The organism is Comamonas fluminis (assembly GCF_019186805.1).
In the GTDB taxonomy this organism is placed as follows: Bacteria; Pseudomonadota; Gammaproteobacteria; order Burkholderiales; family Burkholderiaceae_C; genus Comamonas; species Comamonas fluminis.
In genome coordinates this window covers 1,465,956-1,485,106 of record NZ_CP066783.1, presented here as the reverse complement: position 1 = coordinate 1,485,106, position 19,151 = coordinate 1,465,956, and the positions used below count along the sequence as shown (strand labels likewise).

The following is a 19,151-nucleotide window of genomic DNA, read 5'->3' as shown; positions in this document are numbered from 1 at the left end:
TACAGCCTTCAGTGCGCCTGGCGAATTTGAGAGACCTTTCCTACTTTTCCAGGAACGTAATAACATCACGGCCATGCAAACCGAGAAGAAAAGCGGAACAGCAACAGATCTGCCCCCATTCAAAGCGAGGGTTGAGCTGTGTCTGCGCCTGCTCGATGAAGCACCGCTGTGCAATTCTCAGCAAAGTGCACACGATCAAATCCAGGCAATCTGGGTAGAGGCAAACCTGCGCATGGGCGTGCCCCGGGAACGCCTCAAGCGGCTGATAGCGGGCACTTTCTCAGCAGAAGATGGCTGGGAAGGCATTGGCAGCGACGTGGCCTCCTGGGAAACCATGGGCGATGCGCCTTTTCGCATTTTTCTGCACGCAGATGGCGCCATCGTCATCCAGTACACCCCGCAAAACGCGCTCAAGCTGATTTACTCCAGACCCGGAGCCCGAAAGCGATAGCCCATGCGGGGCAGCGGCATGATGCAGGCAGGCACTTCAACCGCTCAAAGAAGCTCAATGCGCTTGCTCTTGCACTCTGCCCATTGGTGCCAAACAGCCACTGCAATAATTGCCTTGCTGATTTCCACCTCCGCCTGCGCACAAGATGAGCAGCCCTGGGACAAGCAGACCACCGGCCAGACCTCTGTTGCCAGGCTGGGCCGGGTTGAATACCAGATCAGCTATCGCAGCGCTGGCTTTGACCACTTCAACACCGAAATCCTGATTCGCTGGCAGGCAGGCCAGCCATCTACCGGGCAGCAACAAATACTGTACGAAGGCATTCACGACCGGCCACCCGCAAGAATCTGGGGCGCTGGCCGTCATCTGTGCCTGGCCATGCAGACCTGCGCACGCGGCAGCGATCGCTGCCAGTGGCATGTTCTGGCGCACCGCTATCAGGCGTCCAGCCAGCGCTTTGTCGAGGTCAATCCCTCCAGCGCCTCCTGCCGCACGCCGCGTTGATGCACCGGCATAAATAACGAACAAAAAAAAGGAGGCCCGGGCCTCCTTGTAAAGTCCCGTCGTCAGGCGCGACGAACAGGGAATGGGGTTTGCAGATCTATTGCTTGCTGTGTCTGGGAATCAGGCCACGGCAGCTGTGCTCAGCGGCTCGTGGTCAGCGGCGAAGGCCTTGGCCCAGCGGTAGTCGGCCTTGCCAGCCGGGCTGCGCTTGACCTCGGTGGCCACATACACGGCACGCGGCACCTTGTAGCCCGAGAGGTTTGCACGGCAGACTTTCTCGAAATCCTGCAGATCAAACTCCTGGCCCGGCTGCACCTGCACCACGGCAGCCACCTTGCTGCCCCAGCGCTCATCGGGAATACCAATCACCACCACGTCTTGCACCGACTTGCAGCGGCGCGCTGCTTCTTCTACCTCTTCGGGATAGACTTTTTCACCGCCGGTGTTGATGCATTGCGAGCCACGGCCCAGCACCACATACTCGCCAGTCGTGTCAATGCGGGCGCGGTCACCGGTCAGCACCCAGCGGCTGCCATCAATCACCACAAAGGTCTCGGCCGTCTTCTTGGGGTCGCCGTAATAGCCCAGCGGCGTATAGCCACGGCGGGACAGAATGCCCTCCTCTCCGGGCTGGGTCAGGATGCGCAGGTCTTCCGAGATCACACTCAAATCAGGCCTTGGCGTGATACGCATGAAGCCCTCGCCTTCGGGCGTCTTGTCACCACCGCCCAGCACGCCAGATTCGGAGCTGGCCATACCGTTGTTAAGCATCAGATGCGGCACCTGCACCAGCAAGCGCTCCTGCAAATGGCGTGAGAACACCGCGCCGCCATTGCCAAAAATCATCAGCGACTTCAGCGGCCAGCGGCCCGGGTTGTTTTCCAGCGCCTGAATGATGGGCAAGGCCATGGCGTCACCAACCACTGCAATCACATTGATCTTGTTGCGCTCGATCAGGTCGAGCATATGCTCCGGATCGAAGTTCTTGCGGTCGTTCACATAGACAGGGTGACCCGAGAAGAGACTGATCAGCGTGGACCACATGGCCGCACCGTGCATCAGCGGCGCAGCAGCCAGATAGGCCAGCGCCGGGCCATTCGGCACCAGCTGCAGCAGCTCTTCAGGTGCATCGATGGGCGGACGGCGGAAGTAGTAGCCACCACCACCCAGAGCACCCATGAACAGCGACTTGTGCGGCCACATCACGCCCTTGGGCAAGCCCGTAGTGCCGCCCGTGCAGAGCATGAAAATATCGTCATCGCTGCGCTGCGGATCACTGAGCTGCTCTGCACCTTCGGCCAGCACCGCCTCATAGGGCTGCACCAGTTTGGGCAAGTTCTGCTGTTCATCCCCCACGCGCAGCGCCAGGCGCAGCGTAGGTACCTGCGGCAGCACATCAAGCACTGCCGCATCAAAGTCAGCGCCATACACCAGCCCACGCAGATGCAGGCTGTTGAACAGGCCCTGCAGCTCGTCGGCTACATAGCGGTAATTCACATTGACAGGAATGGCGCCAATCTTGCTGCAGGCAAAAAAGGCCTCCAGATATTCAGCGCAGTTGTAGAGCTGAATGCCGACGTTGTCGCCACGGCCAATGCCGCGCGCGCGCAGCGCATTGCCCAGCTGGTTGGCCCGCTTGTCCAGCTGGCTGAAAGTGAGCTTTTGCTCCCCGCAGCCAAAGGCAATACGGTCAGGCACAGCCTGCGCCACCACTTCAAAAATATCTGCCAGGTTAAAGGTCCGTTTCATCCTCTTGTCTCCATCTCACTGCTTTTTGAATCCATTTCAGCACCCGCCGCCTGCATGCTCAGCTGGCCGCGCTGCCTTCTCATCGTCCGCTTGAACTGAGGACAGACCCTCAGCTATTCGAGCACATTTCCCGCACTTCAGCATTCCAGGAAAATCACTAGAAATCCCTTTATGAATAAGCGCTTCAAGCTATCCTTTTTGATTTAAGAAAGCCCACATACGGCTTGATTGCCCAACCATAGATCACAGCTGCCAGCAGGTAGAAAGCCAGCATGCACACCAGCGCCCAGCGAAGTGATTCTTGACCCGCATGCGCCGTGAACGCATCGCTGAGCAAGCCCACCACCAGCGGGCCCAGCCCGCCGCCCACGGCCGTCAGCAGCAGGTTGTAGATGGACAGCGCAGTAGCCAGTCGCGTTGCGGCAATCACATTCGTCAGCGCCGCAAACACGGGAGCTGCCCAGAAGCTGGAGAAGACGGCGAAGAAGCCATAAAAGCCAATCGCATGGGGAATCTGCAAACCCGCCAGTTGCCAGGTTTGCGTCGAGTCGTTGAGATAGAACGCAATGCCCAGTGGCACTGAAATCAGCGTTCCCAGCAGCGGCACACCCACTTGCCAGCGCGAGTCGCGCCTGGCCATCACATCTGTCACCCAGCCGCTAAGCAAAGCCCCGGCAATGGCCGCCGGGCCGCCGATGAAGCCCATGATGGCGCCCGCATCCTTGAGCTGCAGGCCGTGCGAGCGCACCAGAAACGCGGTGTTCCACATGCCAATCGCATAGCCCGCAAAAGCCATCAACATGCTGGCCAGCGCCAGCCTGACAAAAGCCTTGTTGCCCAGCAGCACAGCCATGGCCTCGCTGAATTTCTCAGCCACCGCCGCTGTCACGGGCCGCGCTTCCTGCGCACCACGTATGGGTTCGCGGCAGGTCAGGCGCAGCACCAGTGCAATCACCACACCGGGCACAGCCAGCCACAGGAACGCTGCACGCCAGCCATAGTGCTGGGCAATCCAGGCCCCCACACCCAGCCCCACCAGCGAGCCCAGATGCGGGCCAAGGCTGAACACGCTCATGGCGCGGCTGCGCTGCTCTGGCGGATAGACGTCGGCAATCATGGTGGTTGATGCCGCTGTGCTGCCAGCCTCTCCCACCGCCACACCCACACGCGCCGCCGTCAGGCTCCAGAAGCCCACGGCCATGCCACACAGACCCGTGGCAATACTCCAGCCGCCGCAGCACCAGGCAATCAGATTGCGGCGGTTGGTGCGGTCTGCAAAGCGGCCAAACGGCACAGCCAGAATGCTGTAGAACAATGCAAAAGCCAACCCTGTGAGCAGGCCCATGGCGCTGTCGGAAACCCCCATCTCCTTTTTGATGGGCTCGATCAGCACGCCCATGATCTGTCGATCAATCATGCTCATGCCATAGACCAGCAGCAGCACCAGCAACAGATAGTGGCGCCGCCACCCTGTCACATTGCTTGCCGGTCTGGAACTGGCCGAAGCCGCTTGCGGCACCGAGGCCGTTGCAGATGCACTCATTTCCTGTCTCCTGAAAAGACGTGATCTCCGCCACGCTTTATCGAAACTTCGCACGCTCTACCAAAAAGAGCGCGGCACACTCTCGCTATGTGTGAACTTTGCGTGAACCTTGCGAGGGTGCGCCGCGCCAAGTCACTAGGCAACCAGTTCGCTAAAAGGCACATCCTTGTCAGCCCGAGGCTCCGGGGCCAGGCCCAGCACACGCTCGCCAATGCTGTTGAGCACCACCTCATCGGTGCCCCCCGCAATGCGCATGCCGGCAGCGCCAAACCACAGCCGCTCAACCATGGCAAAGCGCTCGCCCAGTTCGCTGGCCGCCAGCACGCCGCGCTCGCCCAGCAGGTCGATGGCGAAATAGCTGAACGACTGCAGCGCTGCGGCCGCCACGTTTTTGGCGCCGCTCATTTCCGGGCCAGGCTGGCGGCCCTTGCTCAGCGCCGTCAGCGCACGGCATTGCAGCAGCCACAAAGCCTGCTCTTTCAGATACAGATCGGCCCAGCGCTCGCGCATGCGTCCGTCCTGCAGCGCGGGCTTGCCTTCAAAGTCATAGTCGGCCAGCAGGCCTGCCGTGGTGCGCCACAGCTCGGCGGGCATCACACCGCCAATGGCCAGGCGCTCGGACATCAGGCCGGTGAGCGTGACCTTCCAGCCCCCGCCCAGCTTGCCCACCAGCTGGCTGTCGGGCACAAAAACGTCCTCGAAGAAAACCTCATTGAACTCCGACTCACCACCGGCCTGACGGATGGGGCGCACGGTGATGCCCGGCGTCTTCATATCCAGATAGAAGGTGCTCAAGCCCTCAAACTTGCTGGCCTGCGGGTTGGTGCGCGTCAGCACCAGACCGAACTGCGCAAACTGCGCCAGCGAAGTCCAGACCTTCTGACCATTGATGATCCAGCCTTCGCGCCCATCGGTGGCGCGCTCGGCCCGGGTGCGCACCATGCCCAGATCAGACCCTGCGCCCGGCTCGCTCAGCAGCTGGCACCACAGGTTTTTGCCGCCCAGTGCAGGCGCCACATGCTGGCCCAGCACTTCAGGGCTGGCATGGGCCATGACCGATGGCAGCACCATGCCCAGGCTCACATTGAACATGCCGGTGGGCACTTTGAACTTGCCCTCTTCCTGACGCCAGATCAGCTCCTGCATGGGCGTGCCGCCACGACCACCCAGCACCTTGGGCCATGTGATGGCGCCAAAGCCAGCAGCCGCCTTCTTGCCCTGCCAGCGCCGGGCATCGTTCATGCGCTGCTCTGCCGTCATGTCACGGCCGTAATAGTCGTCAGCGCTGAGCTTGGGCTGGGCATTGGCCTGCAGCCAGGCCTGGCATTCGGCGCGGAAGGCGGCTTCTTCGGGCGTGTCTTCAAAGTCCATGGACTGAGTGTCTGCGCCAGCAGCGCTCTTGGCAACTGCAGCCACAGCAGGCTGGTCCAGACGCTTTTGCAGCTCGGCTGCGACCTGCTCGCGCCAAGCGTGGATATTGCCCAGCTCTACGGCCTGCTGGCGAGCACGGCGATAGAACAGATGGCAGTCCAGTTCCCATGTGTAGCCCATGCCACCATGGGTGTGCAGGTTTTCCTGCGCTGCATTCGACAAGGCCTGCGTGCTGCTCACCCGCGCTGCTGCAGCTGCCCCCGCCAATTCTGCTGTACCGTCCGCCGCATCCATATCTGCGGTCAGCGCCCAGGCACCGTAGTAGCAATGGGCACGTGCCAGCTGGTTGCCGGTATAGAGATTGGCCAGCTTGTGCTTGATGCCCTGATAGGAGCCGATGGCACGGCCAAAGGCCTTGCGCTCCTTGGCATAGCTGCTCGCCATTTCCAGCGCTGCATCGGCCGCACCCAGTTGTTCAAAAGCCAGCAGCACGGCTGCGCGGTTGCGCACGCGGGCTAGTACATCGGCTGCACTGCGTGTGCCGTCCAGCAATTCGGCACTCGTGCGGGCAAAGCTCAGCGCCGCATAGGGCTTGGAAGGGTCCAGCGTTTTGAGTGCCTTGCGCTGCACGGTGTCGTCAGCCTTGAAAGCCACCAGCACTTCATTGCCTTGGGCATTGCGCGCCAGCGCCACACCCCATTGCGCGGCCAGGCCATCGGCCACCAGCGGGCATTCACCGGTCAAGGTTTGGCCATCAAACAGCGGCAGATCAGCCAGCGGCTTTGCACCATCCGTCGCAGCGGCCAGGCAGCCAATGCTTCCACCAGAAACCGGCAGCAGCCATTGCTGGCGTTGCGCAGAGTGCTCTTGCGTTGATAGCAGCAAGGCCTGCACCGCCAGATACATGGTAGATGCCAGTGGCACAGGGCTGAGCTGGCGGCCCACTTCCTCGGCCACCACGCACATCTCCATCGCGCCCAATCCGATGCCGCCGCAGTCTTCGGGCAGCATCAGCCCCGTCACGCCCAGCTGAGCCATGCCGCTCCACACGCCCTGGTCGTAGCAGCCCTCACCTTCCAGTAAGGCGCGCGCCTTGGTCAGCGGCGATTCCTTGCTCAGGAATTTGCGTATCTCGTTGCGCAAGGCATTCTGGTCATCACTGAAATCGAAATTCATTGTTTTGTCTCCTCAGATTCTTTAAAGCTCAAGTTCAGCTCAGGCGGCCACTTCAGAGCGCTGCGCCCCGGCTGCCGCGGGCATCACCCCTGCCACATTCCATTGCTGGGCCGCCTGTGCTTTCACGTCCAGCACCAGGTCTGCCCCCTTGTCCCCGATCACAACCGAGGCCGCATTCGTATTGCCCGACACCAAATGCGGCATGACCGAGGCATCGATCACGCGCAGGCCTTCCACGCCTTTGACCTTGAGATCGGGCGTGACAACCGTCAACGGGTCCATCGCATCGCCCATGCGGCAGCTGCCGCTGGCGTGGTGGCCTGAGCCCATGTACATGCCAATCCAGTCCAGCAGTTCGTCGTCGCTTTGCAGATTCGGGCCAGGCCGGGTCTGCGCTTCCACCAGATGCGCCAGCGCTGGTTGCTGGGCAATCTTGCTGGCCATGCGCACGCCATACAGCAGCGCCTTGCGGTCGCGTTCGTCGTGCAGAAAATTCATGCGGATGCTGGCCAGTTCTTCGGGGTTGGAGCTCTTGAGCTTCAACTGCCCGCGCGAATAAGGCCGCACCTGATAGGGAGCCATGGTCATGCCTGGGAAAGCTTCGGTGCGGTAGTTCTTGCCGCTTTGCATATAGCCCTCGATATCGCCAGTCACGGGCAGGCCATGAATCTGGATATCGTTGTAGGGCAGGCTGGAATCGCTGCTGAACCATGCCGCAAATTCAGACGCAGGCATGGCCATGGCGCCCTGCTTGGTCAACAGGTACTTGAGCAGCGACCCGGCAATCCCCATACCGCGCAGCGACTTGTTGAGGCTGGGCGTGTCGGCCTTCATGCGCCAGGACATGGGCACGATGGCATGGTCTTGAAGATTGGCGCCCACACCGGGCAGATCGACCTTGACGTCAATGCCCATCTCGCGCAGATGCTGCGCCGGGCCGATACCAGAGAGCATCAGTAACTGCGGCGACTGCAGCGCACCGGCGCACAGCAAAATCTCCTTGTTGGCACGGGCGCTGTGGCTGCCGCCCGCCTTGTCCTTCCAGTTCACGGTGCGGGCACGCTGGGCCTCAATGCCGATGCGGGTGACCAGAACCTGTATGCGCACATCCAGGTTTCGGCGCTGCATGGCTGGCTCAATCGCATTCCTGGCAACCGATGAACGCTGGCCATTCTTGAGGTTGACCTGAAACAGCCCTGCACCGGCCGGGTGGCCGTTGTTGAAATCCTTGCATGCCGGCATGCCCGCCTGAATCGCAGCCTTGACCATGGCCAGAGACACCGGGTGCGGGTTGTGCAGATTATTGGCCGTCAGCGGCCCGCCCCGGCCATGCCAGGGCTTGGTGAATTCTTCTTCACTGCGCTGCTGGTCTTCGGTGCGCACAAAGTGCGGCAGCAGCTCTTCATAGCTCCAGCCCTTGGCGCCGTGGGCTGCCCAGCTATCAAAATCAGCGCGATCGCCGCGCACATAAATCATGCCGTTGATGGACGACGAGCCACCCAGCCGCTTGCCACGCGGCAGGCTGATGCGGCGGTTGGCGCCGTACTGCTCAGGCTCGGTTTCATGGCCCCAGGAATATTTGGGGCTGTTGATCATCTGGCCCCAGCCCGATGGCATGGAAACCAGCAAATCCTTGTGGCTGGCTCCGCCTTCCAGCAGCAAAACCTTGTGTTTCCCGCTCTCGCTCAGGCGAGCTGCCAGGGTACCGCCGGACGAACCAGCGCCGATGACGATGTAATCAAAGACTTCATCCATGGCTTGTCTCCATGCATTGATTTGTTATTGGATGAGTGATTGCGCTGAGTTGCATCACGGGTGAACGCGCCCGCCCACCCGTGCTCAGCACCGGATCAGGCTCTTGCCGTTTTTCCGTAGAAGGTCTGGCCTTTGGCCGCCATATCACGCAGCAGCTGTGGTGGGCGCAGTTGCTCACCAAACAGATCGGCCAGGCGATCAGCCTCGGCCACAAACTGCGGCAGGCCTACACCATCGATAAAGCAGAACGGGCCGCCGGTATAGGCCGGAAAGCCCACACCCAGAATCGAGCCGATATCGCCATCGGCAGGTGCCAGCAACACGCCTTCCTCCATGGCGCGTGCGCCTTCCACGGCCTGCACATACAGAATGCGCTGCTTGAGATCGTGCGCGCTGGGCTGCTGGCTTTTCAGCGGGTACTGTTCGGCCAGACCGGGCCAGAGGCGCTTGCCGCTTTCTTCGTAGTCGTAAAAGCCCTTGCCCACCTTGCGGCCCAGTCGCCCCAGATCAAACAGCTTGTTGATGATGGCGACCGAGCGGCCCTGCTTGTATTCATCAGGGAACTCCTTGGCCTGCGACTCACCAGCGTGCTTGGACAGGTCAATGGACAGCTCATCGGTAATGGCCAGCGGCCCCACGGGCATGCCTGCATGCTTGGCACAGTTCTCGATCAGCGCGGGGGCAATGCCCTCGGCCACCATGCCGATGGCGTCATCGACAAATGCACCGATGAAGCGGCTGGTGAAAAAGCCGCGCTTGTCGTTGACGACGATGGGCGTCTTCTTGAGCTGGGCAATAAAGTCCAGCGCCTGCGCCAGCGTGGCATCCGAAGTCTGCTTGCCGCGAATGACTTCTACCAGTGGCATCTTGTCGGCAGGCGAGAAGAAATGCAGGCCGATAAAGCGATCAGGCCGCTCGCTTGCCTGGGCCAGCAGGCTGATGGGCAGGGCCGAGGTATTGCTGGCCAGCACGCAGCTGGCAGGCAGCACGGCGTCCAGCTTCTTGGTCACCTCAGCCTTGATGGCGCGGTCTTCAAACACGGCTTCAACCACCATGTCGGCATCACGCAGCAGCTCGTAGTCGGTGCTGGGTGTGATGCGGGCAAGGATGGCATCGGCCTTCTCACGGGTCTGGCGGCCCTTGTCCACCAGCTTGGCCAGCACTTTTTCGGAGTACTGCTTGCCTTTCTCGGCTGCGGCCTGCTCGCGGTCAATCAGCACCACGTCAATGCCGCGCTGCGCCGCCACCAGTGCAATGCCTGCACCCATCATGCCCGCGCCGATCATGCCCAGCTTGCGGCACTTGAACGGCTCAAAGCCTGCGGGGCGGTGCATGCCTTTTTCGGCCTTGGTCTTGTTGACGAACAGCGTGCGAATCATGCCGCGCGCCACGGGGCTGCGCGAGAGCACGGACATGTACTTGCTCTCGATGCGCAAGCCCTTGTCGATGGGCAGCTGGCAGCCTTCGTAGATGCAGCTTTGAATGCACAGCGGCGCTGGCATGTTGTGATAGGTCTTGGCCTGCAGCATGGTGTTGCCCACCACGAAAGCCGGAGCCACACGCGGGTCCAGCGGGCCGCCGCCGGGAATGCGAAAGCCTTTCACATCCCATGGCTGCTGGGCTGTGGGGTTGGCCAGCAGCCAGGCCTTGGCGGCGCTCAGCAATTGCTCGGGCGCTACCACTTCGTTGACCAGACCAGCTTCCTTGGCCTTCACCGCCTGCAGTTGCTTGCCTTCCATCAGGAAAGGCATGGCCGCCAGAATGCCGATCATGCGCGGCAGACGCTGCGTGCCGCCCGCGCCGGGCAGCAAGCCGACTTGCGCTTCTGGCAGGCCGACCATGACCGAGGGCGCATCGGCCGCAATGCGGTGATGGCAGGCCAGGCAGATTTCGTAGCCACCGCCCAGCGCCATGCCGTTAATCGCAGCGACTAGCGGCTTGCCCACCGTCTCCAGCTTGCGCAGCAGCTTGGACAGCGAAGCGCAGGATTCGAACAACTCGGCCACGGGCAGATCGGCCATGGCATCGATGTTGGCTTCCATGCCCATCAGGTCAGCGCCAGCCACAAAGCTGTCCTTGCCCGAAGTGATGATGGCGCCGCGCACCTGTTCGTCGCTCTGGATACGCGCTATGCAGACTTCCAGGTTGTCCATGAAAGCCTGGTCGATCACGTTCATGGTCTTGCCGGGATAGTCCAACGTCAGCGTGGCGATGCCGTCGGCATCCACGGCGTAGCGAATGATCTCTGTTGTCATTGTTATTGCTCCCTGTCTCACACGCGTTCGATGATCATGGCCGAGCCCATGCCCGCAGCCACACACAGGCTGATCAGCGCGGTGCGCTTGCCCGTGCGCTCCAGCTCATCCAGCACGGTGCCGATAATCATGGCGCCCGTGGCCCCCAGCGGATGGCCCATGGCAATGGCGCCGCCGTTGACGTTCATGCGGTCATGGGGAATGTTCAGCTCTTCCATCATGGTCAGCACCACGGTGGCAAAGGCCTCGTTCAGCTCCCACAGATCAATGTCCGAAGCCTGCATTTGGGCACGCGCCAGCGCCTTGCGGGCTGCATGGGCCGGGCCGTCCAGCATCAGCGTGGGCTCAGAGCCAATGCTGGCAAAGCTGCGAATGCGGGCACGGGGCTTCATGCCCTGCTTGGCGCCAGCTTCTGCCGTGCCAATGAGCACCGCCGCCGCACCATCCACAATGCCGGAGCTATTGCCAGCATGGTGATGGTGGTGAATCTGCTCAACCTGCGGATAGCGCTGCAGCGCCACGCTGTCGTAGCCGTATTTCTGGCCCATTTCGGTGAACGCGGGCTTGAGTGCGCCCAGCGAATCGACCGTAGTTTCGGGACGAATGGTTTCGTCCTTTTCCAGTAGCGTCATGCCCAGAAAGTCTTTGACCGGCACCACGGATTTGGCAAAACGCCCTTCGCCCCAGGCCTGTGCCGCACGGCGGTGGCTTTCGGCCGAGTAGGCATCCAGATCATGGCGACTATGGCCGCGCAGCGATGCCAGCAAGTCAGCCGAGATGCCCTGCATGACGAAATAGGTCTTGTTGGCGACCTGCGGGTCTTGCGCCCAGGCACCGCCGTCCGAACCCATGGGCACACGGGACATCATCTCCACACCGGCGCCAATCGTCATATCGGCCTGGCCGGACATGACCTTGGCGGCGGCAAAGCTCACCGCTTCCAGGCCCGAGCCGCAGTAGCGGTTAAGCTGCACACCGGCCACGGTCTGCGCATAGTCTGCCTGCAGCACGGCCATACGACCCACGTTGCCGCCCTGCTCGCCCACGGGCACCACGCAGCCCATGACGACGTCGTCCACCATGCTGGTGTCGAGCTGGTTGCGCTCACGCAGTGCCACCAGCGGCTGGGCTGCCAGCCACACCGGTGTCACCTCATGCAAAGCGCCATCCGGTTTGCCCTTACCCCGGGGGGTGCGGACATGGTCAAAGATCAATGCCTCCATCTGCTTTCCTCACATCGCTAGTTGTCGAGTTCTTTTTCAGGTTGCCATACGGTTTTTGCGCAAACCTACCTGATTCAGACTAGGGGCAGACTATGAGAAAAAGGCCTTCAAACGCCCAAAAAACATGCGCAAGGCGCTATCAATTTCGAAAGCACAGGGTTTGCACTTAGAAATTGAGCGTTAGTGGATGTGCGGGCAAGGTTTTGGTGCACGAATTGCAGCGTTAAAACGCAAAAAAGCCCTCCAGCTTTTGCAAAACTGGAAGGCTTTTTGAGGGTATCTGAAAAGCGCTTTTACGGCCTCAGGAAACCACGCCCCCGCCGTTGACTGGCAGCACCTGACCGTTGACCCATTCGGCCTCCACCGACGCCAGATAAGTCACTGCAGCCCCCACGTCCTGAGGCGAGCCAGCACGGCCCACGGAAGTGCCGCGCTTGGCAATCTTCTCCGAGCCTTCCCAGTTGTTCATGGTGCCCAGCGACAGCGCGTTCGCCGTCACGCCATGCGGGCCCACTTCGCCCGACAGATTGCGGATAAAGCCAATGGCCGCCGCCTTGGCCGCGCCATAGGCGCACAGGCCCATGCCGGTGGCCGTACGTGCGGCGTCAGAGTTGATCGCCACGATGCGGCCCCAGCCCTTTTCCTGCATGGCGGGCAGCATGGCCTGGCAGGCGTGCATCAGGCCGTGCAGATTCAGCTGCAGCCATGCATTCCATTCAGATTCAGGCGACTGCAGAAACGGTGTGTAGCCCCAGCCCTGAGCGGGGATGCCAGCGTTGTGCACAAAGATATCGACAGTGCCCACTTCGGCCTTGACGCGATCGACCATGGCGAAGATGGCGGCGCGGTCTGTCAGGTCGGCCGCCTGAGCCGATGCCTTGAAGCCCATTTCCTGCAACTGGCGCGCTGCGCTTTCGGCGCGGTCCAGGTGAAAGTCGTTGACCACCACATGCGCGCCCTGCGTGGCCAGCGCCTGTGCAATACCAAAACCCATGCCGCGCCCGGCGCCGCTGACCAGGGCCACTTTTCCATCCAGTTTGAACATTCTTATGTCTCCCCAAAATCATAGAAAGACCACAGTGTTCAGGCCCCCGACCTGAGGGACATACTCCAAATGGACGGGGTCAAATGCGTTGAGCATCGCAAGATAAACCGCTTACACAACAAAAGGAGACCTCATGAACCACGAAAACAGCGGCAAAAGCCCGGGCCCACTGGCCGGTCTGCGCGTTATTGAATTTGCAGGCATCGGCCCCGCACCCTTTGCCGGCATGATGCTGGCCGATATGGGTGCCGAGGTGATTCTGGTCGAGCGCAGCGCCGACCATGCCGCTGCATCGCACTACCCCCGCATGGCGCAGAACCGGGGCAAGAAGTCCATCGCGCTCGATCTCAAATCCGACGCAGGCCGCGCTGCTGCCTGGAAGCTGCTGGAATCTGCCGACGCGCTGATCGAAGGCTTTCGCCCTGGCGTGATGGAGCGCCTGGGCTTTGGCCCCGAAGAAGTGGCAAAACGCGCACCGCGCCTGGTCTTTGGCCGCGTAACCGGCTGGGGACAGACCGGGCCGCTGGCTCAGGCTGCGGGCCACGATATCAACTACGTGGCGCTGACCGGCGTGATGGCCACCTCCATGCGCCCTGGCCAGGCACCCGTGCTGCCGCCCACCATCGTGGGCGACATGGCGGGCGGCGGCATGTTTCTGCTTTTCGGCATCCTATGCGCCATTTTTGAAGCGCAAAAATCAGGCAATGGCCAGGTGGTGGACGCCGCCATGATTGATGGCGTGGCTGCCATGAGCGGCCTGATTCACCAGATGCGCAGCGGCATGGGCTACTGGCAGGATGACCCGGCGCACAACCACTTCCTGAACACATCGCCGTTCTATGAAGTGTTTGAATGTGCCGATGGCAAGCACATCACGCTGGGCGCGATCGAGCCGCAGTTCTATGCCCTGCTGCTGCAAAAACTGGGATTGACCGACGCCGACCCAAAACGCCAGTACAAGACCAGCGACTGGCCCGCACTCAAGACCCGCGTGGCCGAAGTGGTGCGCGGCAAGACACAGGCACAGTGGTGCGAGGAGCTGGAGGCTAGCGATGTCTGCTTTGCACCCGTGCTGAGCCTGGCCGATGCGCCCAGCCACCCGCACAATGCCCAGCGCCAGATGTTTGTGGACCTAGAAGTGGATGGCAAAACCCATCGCCAGCCCGCCCCCGCACCGCGCTTTTCGCGCACGCCTGCGCGCCAGCCCGAACAAGGCACCAAGATTGGTCAGGACACCGATGCCGTGCTGGCATCGCTGGGCTATGCGGCCAGCGATATTGCCGCGCTGCGTGAAGCCGGGGCTTGCGCCTGATAGAGCGCTTCCGTGCGGTACTCAAAACGGAGCTGCCAGCGCCTGTATTGACTGAGTTTGAGATCAATTCGATCTCAACTCTATGAATATCATGCGCTGGCAGCTACTGATTTATGAGCACCTAGACAATATCCATTGAGACGGAGCGGCAGCCTCAAGTTGAAACAGCGTGAAAAACTGCCCTTATCCAACCACCAAAGCCACGCTCATTCAGCGCTTCAGCTGCCTCAAGTGAGGGTATTCTTCGCAATTCATGCATGGCCGAAGAAGTTCAGAGGGGCGGATGAGACGCAAGCTAAGTAAAAGAGAGTGCATCAGAAGAGTCTGTGGGCGTGTGCTGCTGGAGCAACTGCCCCATCTCCCTGAGTCTTTGCACGAGATGGTAGTAAATGGCCGCAAGGGAGCGCTGCTCAAGACCGATCTGAAGCAGCTCAAGCAATGGGCCGAAGACCTGCAGAAGTACGCCGCAGAGTTCGGCCTGTACGCCGAAGTGGCCTCCAAGCACGACTATCTGCGCGTTCACTACTTCATCTATGACCCGGAAGATCCACCGGCCCTTCACGTCATCGGCCCCAAGCCGCTTGAGCTGCTGGGCGATGCGCTTGAAACCTGCAGCAACACGGCCTCTTACCGCAGACCCCGAAAACGCAAAGCCCTGGCACGCAGCACCGTCCGTCCGCGCACCAGTACGTCTGCGGCCAATCAGTCCATGCGGCTGCAGGCTTAACCGCCGATTGCAACTTCCACCGCAAGCATAAAAAAACGGGCCGAAGCCCGTTTTTTAAGGTCGTTCCACCAACCGTTTACTTGTTCCCCAGCCAGGCCACGCTGTTGAGGAAAATGCGCACCAGCTCAGTCTGGCGGCGCACGCCCGTCTTGGAGAAGATGGAGCGCAGATGGGCCCGGGCCGTGTTGCGACGGATGTTGAGCGCCTCGGCAGCCTCTTCCAGCGACAGGCCGTTGGCCAGCTGAATCGCCAGCGAAGTCTCGGCCGGTGTCAGCTGGAACAGCTGCTGGGCCAGCTTCACGGGTGGGTCAGCCTTGCCGCCGGTGTCGCGCACAAAGACCGCGACGCTGGGGCGCTGCTTGCCTTCGGTCCACTCGTCTGGGGAGATGCTCTGCACCACCACACCCCAGTTGAGCTGGCCGGACTGACGGCTCACCGACATGCCTTCGGTCATGGACAGACGCGAGACCTGGGTGTGCATCAGCGCGTCCTTGATCAGGCGCTGCAGCTTGCGGTTGTCGTTGGCGTAGTTGGCTTCCAGCATGCCGCCGGAGATCTTCAGGCCATCCTGCATGTCCAGAATGCTGGCCGCTGCCGGGTTACATTCCAGCACAGCGCCGTTCTGGTCGAGGATGACCACACCCACCATCAGCTGGGCCGTAGCCTTGCTGTACAGCGAGATGACCTGTCTATCCTGATTGACCGACAGGTGCAGGTTCAGCGCCCGCTTGATGTGCGGCAGCATCATGGAGCCAAAGGCACGCTCCTGCTTGGTGAACGCGGGACTTCCTTCGGGACGCGTGATACGCAGACCATAAACACAGCTGTCCTTGGTCACGATGTCGGCGGCCATCACATGGAAGACCTGCATCTCCTTGCACCAGTCCTTGTAGTAGCTCGAAGCTCGCCATTCCGACTCGGGCATCACATCACCCAGGGTGACGATGCGGTCGGTCGGCATGCTGCGGAAAGGGCTCATGCTGATCTGAGGGCAGTTGGGTATCAGATCGCGGCGGTCACCCGCTACGGAGACGATCAAACCACCATCATCGGCCGTACCCGGGCGCACGATCAGAGAGGCATAGTTGCCGCCCAGCTGCGTGCGCAGCGCTTCGAGAAAAGGCTTCCAGCTCTCTGGATCCAGAGCCGCCTCATACAGCAAGCTGATGAGGTGGCTGAACTGCTCTGCGCTGACCAGCGGAGCATCCGCCGCCACACGCACGGGTGCAGGAGTATCGAATATGGGCACATCCTTCAGCACACAAGCAATAGAGCTTGGTGTGTAGGTGGAGAAACCCATCTTGGCAAAAGCGCTGTCCATCATGTTCAACTCCTCGTTGAAAATCGATTTCAGACAGATCAGTTCAGCTCAAACAAGCCAGCAGCACCCATGCCGCCGCCAATACACATGCTCACCACCACAAAACGCACACCGCGGCGGCGGCCTTCCAGCAGGGCGTGACCCACCAGACGCGCACCGGACATGCCGAAGGGGTGACCAATAGAGATGGCACCACCGTTCACGTTCAATCGATCATCGGGAATACCCATCTGATCGCGACTGTAAATCACCTGGCAGGCAAAAGCCTCGTTGATTTCCCACAAGCCGATATCACCCACGGTCAGGCCATGCTGCTTGAGCAGCTTGGGGATGGCGTACACAGGACCGATACCCATTTCATCGGCGCGGCAGCCTGCCACGGCCACGCCGCGGTAGGTGCCCAAAGGCGCCAGACCCCGGGCGCGAGCTTCGTCAGCGCTCATCACCACACAGGCGCTGGCACCGTCAGACAGCTGCGAGGCATTGCCTGCGGTAATGAACTGGCCTTCTGGCACCCACTGGCCGTTTTTCCAGACGGGCTTGAGCTTGGCCAGGCTTTCCAGCGTGGTGTCGGCGCGGTTGCCTTCGTCGCGGGTCAGCGTGACTTCTTCGCTGCCGGTGACATTGCCTTCCTTGTCGAACAGTTGCTTGCTCGTGGTCAAGGGCACGATTTCGTCGTCGAACAGACCCTTGGCCTGAGCGGCGGCCACGCGCTGCTGGCTGCGCAGCGAGTACTCATCCTGGGCTTCGCGGCTGATGCCATAGCGCTGGCTGACCAGCTCGGCCGTCTCAATCATCTGGATATAAGCCGTGGGCTCTGCAGCCAGCACCGCCTTGGACTGAGCGCGATGTGCGTTCTTGTACTTGTTCTGCACCAGGGAGATGGATTCCAGGCCACCGGCCACGGCAATATTCATCTCACCAGTCATGACACCCTTGGCGGCCGTGGCAATGCTCATCAGGCCGGAAGCGCACATGCGGTCGATCACCATGCCGCCCACGGATTCGGGCAGACCAGCGGTGTAGCCGCACAGACGGCCCAGGTTGTAGCCTTGCGTGCCTTGCTGGGCGGCGATGCCCAGAATCACATCATCCACATCGGCGCCGGCCACGTTGGCCTTGTTCAGTGCGGCACGAATGACATGCCCGCCCAGCACCGGAGCTTCGGTGTCATTGAATGCACCGCGGTAAGCCTTGCCGATGGGGGTACGTGCCGTCGAAACGATGACTGCGTCTTTCATATCTCTGTCTCCTGCTAACTGCTGTTCGTCGCGCCTTTGGCAACCGGAGGGTTGCCTTTTGAGGTCGGCCACTCTTTTGGCGGCTCGTCCCTCGTCTTACCTACCAAACGTCAACTTAATGACATTTGGTAAAGATGCTATTTTTTCACTGAAAAAACAGTCTGCTGATGGTTTCGACCACACAGCCGGGTTTATCCTGATCCCGAACCTGCACCGTGATGCGGATCGTGACCTGAACACCGTTGTCGCCAATCGCGGTGGCTGCCACCACTTCGCCACTGCCGCGAATCCAGGAATTCACCAGAACAGGGGATGGGAAGCGCACTTTGTCGCATCCATAGTTCACGCCCATCTTCAGGCCGTCATAGGCCACAAGCTGGGGCAGAAACAGATTGGCCAGCGACAGCGTCAGGTAGCCATGGGCCACGCAGGCGCCGAAGGGACCGCTCTTGGCCTGCTCGGGGTCCACATGAATCCACTGGTGATCGCCGGTGGCGTCAGCAAACTGGTTGATGCGCTCCTGGCTGATCTGCATCCACTGCGTCTCGCCCAGCTGGCGGCCCACCGAGGCCAGCACCGAAGCGGCAGAGTCAAACAGCACTTTTTCTGCAACGGCGCTCATGAATCAAGCCCTTTGCGAGCTGACGGACACCACCTCACCCGTCATGTACGAGGAGTAGTCGCTGGCCAGGAAAATCATGACGTTCGCAACTTCCCAAGGCTCTGCACCGCGGCCAAACGCTTCTTTTTCAGACAGCTTGGCCAGCAACTCTTCAGAAGCCGACTTCTTGAGGAAGGCGTGGATGGCGATGGAAGGTGCCACCGCATTGATGCGAATGCCGAATTCAGCCGCTTCCAGTGCGGAGCAGCGTGTGAAAGCCATCACGCCCGCCTTGGCTGCGGCGTAGTGGGCCTGCTCGGTCTGAGCGCGCCAGCCCAGCACAGAGGCGTTGTTGACGATCACGCCCTTGCCGCGTGGCTGCATGACCTTGAGCGCAGCGCGCGTCATGCGGAAAGTGCCGGTCAGGGTAATGTCAATGACCTTGCCCCATTCGTCGTCGCTCATGTCAACAACCTTGCAGCTGGTGCCCAGGCCTGCGTTGTTAATCAGCACATCGATACCGCCCATGGTCTGGTCGGCTTCGGAAATCAGGGCCTGAACCTGCTCTTCCTTGCTCACATCGCAGAGTTTCCCGAAGACCTGCGTCAGGCCCGTGTCCTTCTTGATCTGCTCGACGGCTTCGGCCAGGCGGCGCTCATGCACATCGGAAACGAACAAGGCCTTGCAGCCCTCTTCTGCTGCACGTTTTGCAGCAGAGAAGCCAATACCGGCGCCGGCGGCGGCGGTAACAAGCACAGTTTTATCTTTCAGCAGACCGTGGGGGGCAACGTAGGAAGGAGCGCTAGTCATTTGTAGTAAATAAAGGTGATTGACCTCATCATCTCTTTCGCATTGCGCTGCAACATCGTCACTTTGG

The 19,151-nt window shown here is 60.9% G+C and carries 15 protein-coding genes; 4 read left to right on the top strand and 11 right to left on the bottom strand.

What is annotated here, in order from left to right:
• Nucleotides 1–73 precede the first annotated feature (73 nt).
• The gene (locus JDW18_RS07080) at nucleotides 74–451 is read left to right on the top strand and encodes a hypothetical protein (protein WP_218242974.1); all 378 of its coding nucleotides are present in this window, start codon (nucleotides 74–76) and stop codon (nucleotides 449–451) included.
• Between the two features lie 114 nt (nucleotides 452–565).
• The gene (locus JDW18_RS07075) at nucleotides 566–955 is read left to right on the top strand and encodes a hypothetical protein (RefSeq protein ID WP_246610307.1); all 390 of its coding nucleotides are present in this window, start codon (nucleotides 566–568) and stop codon (nucleotides 953–955) included.
• A gap of 120 nt (nucleotides 956–1,075) precedes the next feature.
• Here JDW18_RS07075 and JDW18_RS07070 read toward each other — a convergent pair whose 3' ends face one another.
• The 7 genes from JDW18_RS07070 to JDW18_RS07040 all read right to left on the bottom strand — a co-directional run bounded on the left by JDW18_RS07070 (nucleotide 1,076) and on the right by JDW18_RS07040 (nucleotide 13,072).
• Complete coding sequence (locus tag JDW18_RS07070) at nucleotides 1,076–2,704, bottom strand: AMP-binding protein (protein WP_218242972.1); 1,629 nt, start codon at nucleotides 2,702–2,704, stop codon at nucleotides 1,076–1,078.
• 184 nt (nucleotides 2,705–2,888) lie between these two features.
• Nucleotides 2,889–4,247, bottom strand: coding sequence for a spinster family MFS transporter (locus JDW18_RS07065; RefSeq protein WP_218242971.1), 1,359 nt, complete (start codon nucleotides 4,245–4,247; stop codon nucleotides 2,889–2,891).
• A 135-nt stretch (nucleotides 4,248–4,382) separates the two neighbouring features.
• Nucleotides 4,383–6,794, bottom strand: coding sequence for an acyl-CoA dehydrogenase family protein (locus tag JDW18_RS07060; protein WP_218242970.1), 2,412 nt, complete (start codon nucleotides 6,792–6,794; stop codon nucleotides 4,383–4,385).
• Between the two features lie 39 nt (nucleotides 6,795–6,833).
• Nucleotides 6,834–8,549 carry a GMC family oxidoreductase gene (locus tag JDW18_RS07055; RefSeq protein ID WP_218242969.1) on the bottom strand — a complete coding sequence of 572 codons (1,716 nt, stop codon included), beginning with the start codon at nucleotides 8,547–8,549 and terminating at the stop codon, nucleotides 6,834–6,836.
• Between the two features lie 95 nt (nucleotides 8,550–8,644).
• Complete coding sequence (locus tag JDW18_RS07050; protein WP_218242968.1) at nucleotides 8,645–10,804, bottom strand: 3-hydroxyacyl-CoA dehydrogenase NAD-binding domain-containing protein; 2,160 nt, start codon at nucleotides 10,802–10,804, stop codon at nucleotides 8,645–8,647.
• 17 nt (nucleotides 10,805–10,821) lie between these two features.
• Nucleotides 10,822–12,027, bottom strand: a complete 1,206-nt coding sequence (locus JDW18_RS07045; RefSeq protein ID WP_218242967.1) for an acetyl-CoA C-acetyltransferase — start codon at nucleotides 12,025–12,027, stop codon at nucleotides 10,822–10,824.
• 301 nt (nucleotides 12,028–12,328) lie between these two features.
• Nucleotides 12,329–13,072 (bottom strand): SDR family NAD(P)-dependent oxidoreductase, encoded by a 744-nt coding sequence (locus JDW18_RS07040; RefSeq protein WP_218242966.1) that lies wholly within the window; start codon nucleotides 13,070–13,072, stop codon nucleotides 12,329–12,331.
• 178 nt (nucleotides 13,073–13,250) lie between these two features.
• Between JDW18_RS07040 and JDW18_RS07035 the strand changes: the two genes are divergently transcribed.
• Nucleotides 13,251–14,384, top strand: coding sequence for a CaiB/BaiF CoA transferase family protein (locus tag JDW18_RS07035; protein ID WP_218243795.1), 1,134 nt, complete (start codon nucleotides 13,251–13,253; stop codon nucleotides 14,382–14,384).
• Between the two features lie 334 nt (nucleotides 14,385–14,718).
• Nucleotides 14,719–15,111 (top strand): hypothetical protein, encoded by a 393-nt coding sequence (locus JDW18_RS07030; protein ID WP_218242965.1) that lies wholly within the window; start codon nucleotides 14,719–14,721, stop codon nucleotides 15,109–15,111.
• 76 nt (nucleotides 15,112–15,187) lie between these two features.
• On the opposite strand, the gene JDW18_RS07025 is transcribed toward JDW18_RS07030, so the two are convergent.
• From JDW18_RS07025 to JDW18_RS07010, 4 genes are all read right to left on the bottom strand, one after another.
• Nucleotides 15,188–16,435 (bottom strand): helix-turn-helix transcriptional regulator, encoded by a 1,248-nt coding sequence (locus tag JDW18_RS07025; RefSeq protein ID WP_218242964.1) that lies wholly within the window; start codon nucleotides 16,433–16,435, stop codon nucleotides 15,188–15,190.
• A gap of 35 nt (nucleotides 16,436–16,470) precedes the next feature.
• Entirely contained in the window at nucleotides 16,471–17,673 is a 1,203-nt protein-coding gene (locus JDW18_RS07020; RefSeq protein ID WP_218242963.1) for an acetyl-CoA C-acyltransferase, read from the bottom strand.
• 145 nt (nucleotides 17,674–17,818) lie between these two features.
• Complete coding sequence (locus tag JDW18_RS07015; protein WP_218242962.1) at nucleotides 17,819–18,295, bottom strand: MaoC family dehydratase; 477 nt, start codon at nucleotides 18,293–18,295, stop codon at nucleotides 17,819–17,821.
• 3 nt (nucleotides 18,296–18,298) lie between these two features.
• Nucleotides 18,299–19,084 (bottom strand): SDR family oxidoreductase, encoded by a 786-nt coding sequence (locus tag JDW18_RS07010; protein WP_218242961.1) that lies wholly within the window; start codon nucleotides 19,082–19,084, stop codon nucleotides 18,299–18,301.
• Between the last annotated feature and the right edge of the window lie 67 nt (nucleotides 19,085–19,151).

What these genes read in the sequence shown, in the direction of transcription:
- JDW18_RS07025 (WP_218242964.1), bottom strand. Translation starts at nt 16,435, where the DNA reads ATGATGGACAGCGCTTTTGCCAAGATGGGTTTCTCCACCTACACACCA.
- JDW18_RS07060 (WP_218242970.1), bottom strand. Translation starts at nt 6,794, where the DNA reads ATGAATTTCGATTTCAGTGATGACCAGAATGCCTTGCGCAACGAGATA.
- JDW18_RS07065 (WP_218242971.1), bottom strand. Translation starts at nt 4,247, where the DNA reads ATGAGTGCATCTGCAACGGCCTCGGTGCCGCAAGCGGCTTCGGCCAGT.
- JDW18_RS07010 (WP_218242961.1), bottom strand. Translation starts at nt 19,084, where the DNA reads ATGACTAGCGCTCCTTCCTACGTTGCCCCCCACGGTCTGCTGAAAGAT.
- JDW18_RS07045 (WP_218242967.1), bottom strand. Translation starts at nt 12,027, where the DNA reads ATGGAGGCATTGATCTTTGACCATGTCCGCACCCCCCGGGGTAAGGGC.
- JDW18_RS07055 (WP_218242969.1), bottom strand. Translation starts at nt 8,549, where the DNA reads ATGGATGAAGTCTTTGATTACATCGTCATCGGCGCTGGTTCGTCCGGC.
- JDW18_RS07080 (WP_218242974.1), top strand. Translation starts at nt 74, where the DNA reads ATGCAAACCGAGAAGAAAAGCGGAACAGCAACAGATCTGCCCCCATTC.
- JDW18_RS07070 (WP_218242972.1), bottom strand. Translation starts at nt 2,704, where the DNA reads ATGAAACGGACCTTTAACCTGGCAGATATTTTTGAAGTGGTGGCGCAG.
- JDW18_RS07020 (WP_218242963.1), bottom strand. Translation starts at nt 17,673, where the DNA reads ATGAAAGACGCAGTCATCGTTTCGACGGCACGTACCCCCATCGGCAAG.
- JDW18_RS07015 (WP_218242962.1), bottom strand. Translation starts at nt 18,295, where the DNA reads ATGAGCGCCGTTGCAGAAAAAGTGCTGTTTGACTCTGCCGCTTCGGTG.
- JDW18_RS07040 (WP_218242966.1), bottom strand. Translation starts at nt 13,072, where the DNA reads ATGTTCAAACTGGATGGAAAAGTGGCCCTGGTCAGCGGCGCCGGGCGC.
- JDW18_RS07050 (WP_218242968.1), bottom strand. Translation starts at nt 10,804, where the DNA reads ATGACAACAGAGATCATTCGCTACGCCGTGGATGCCGACGGCATCGCC.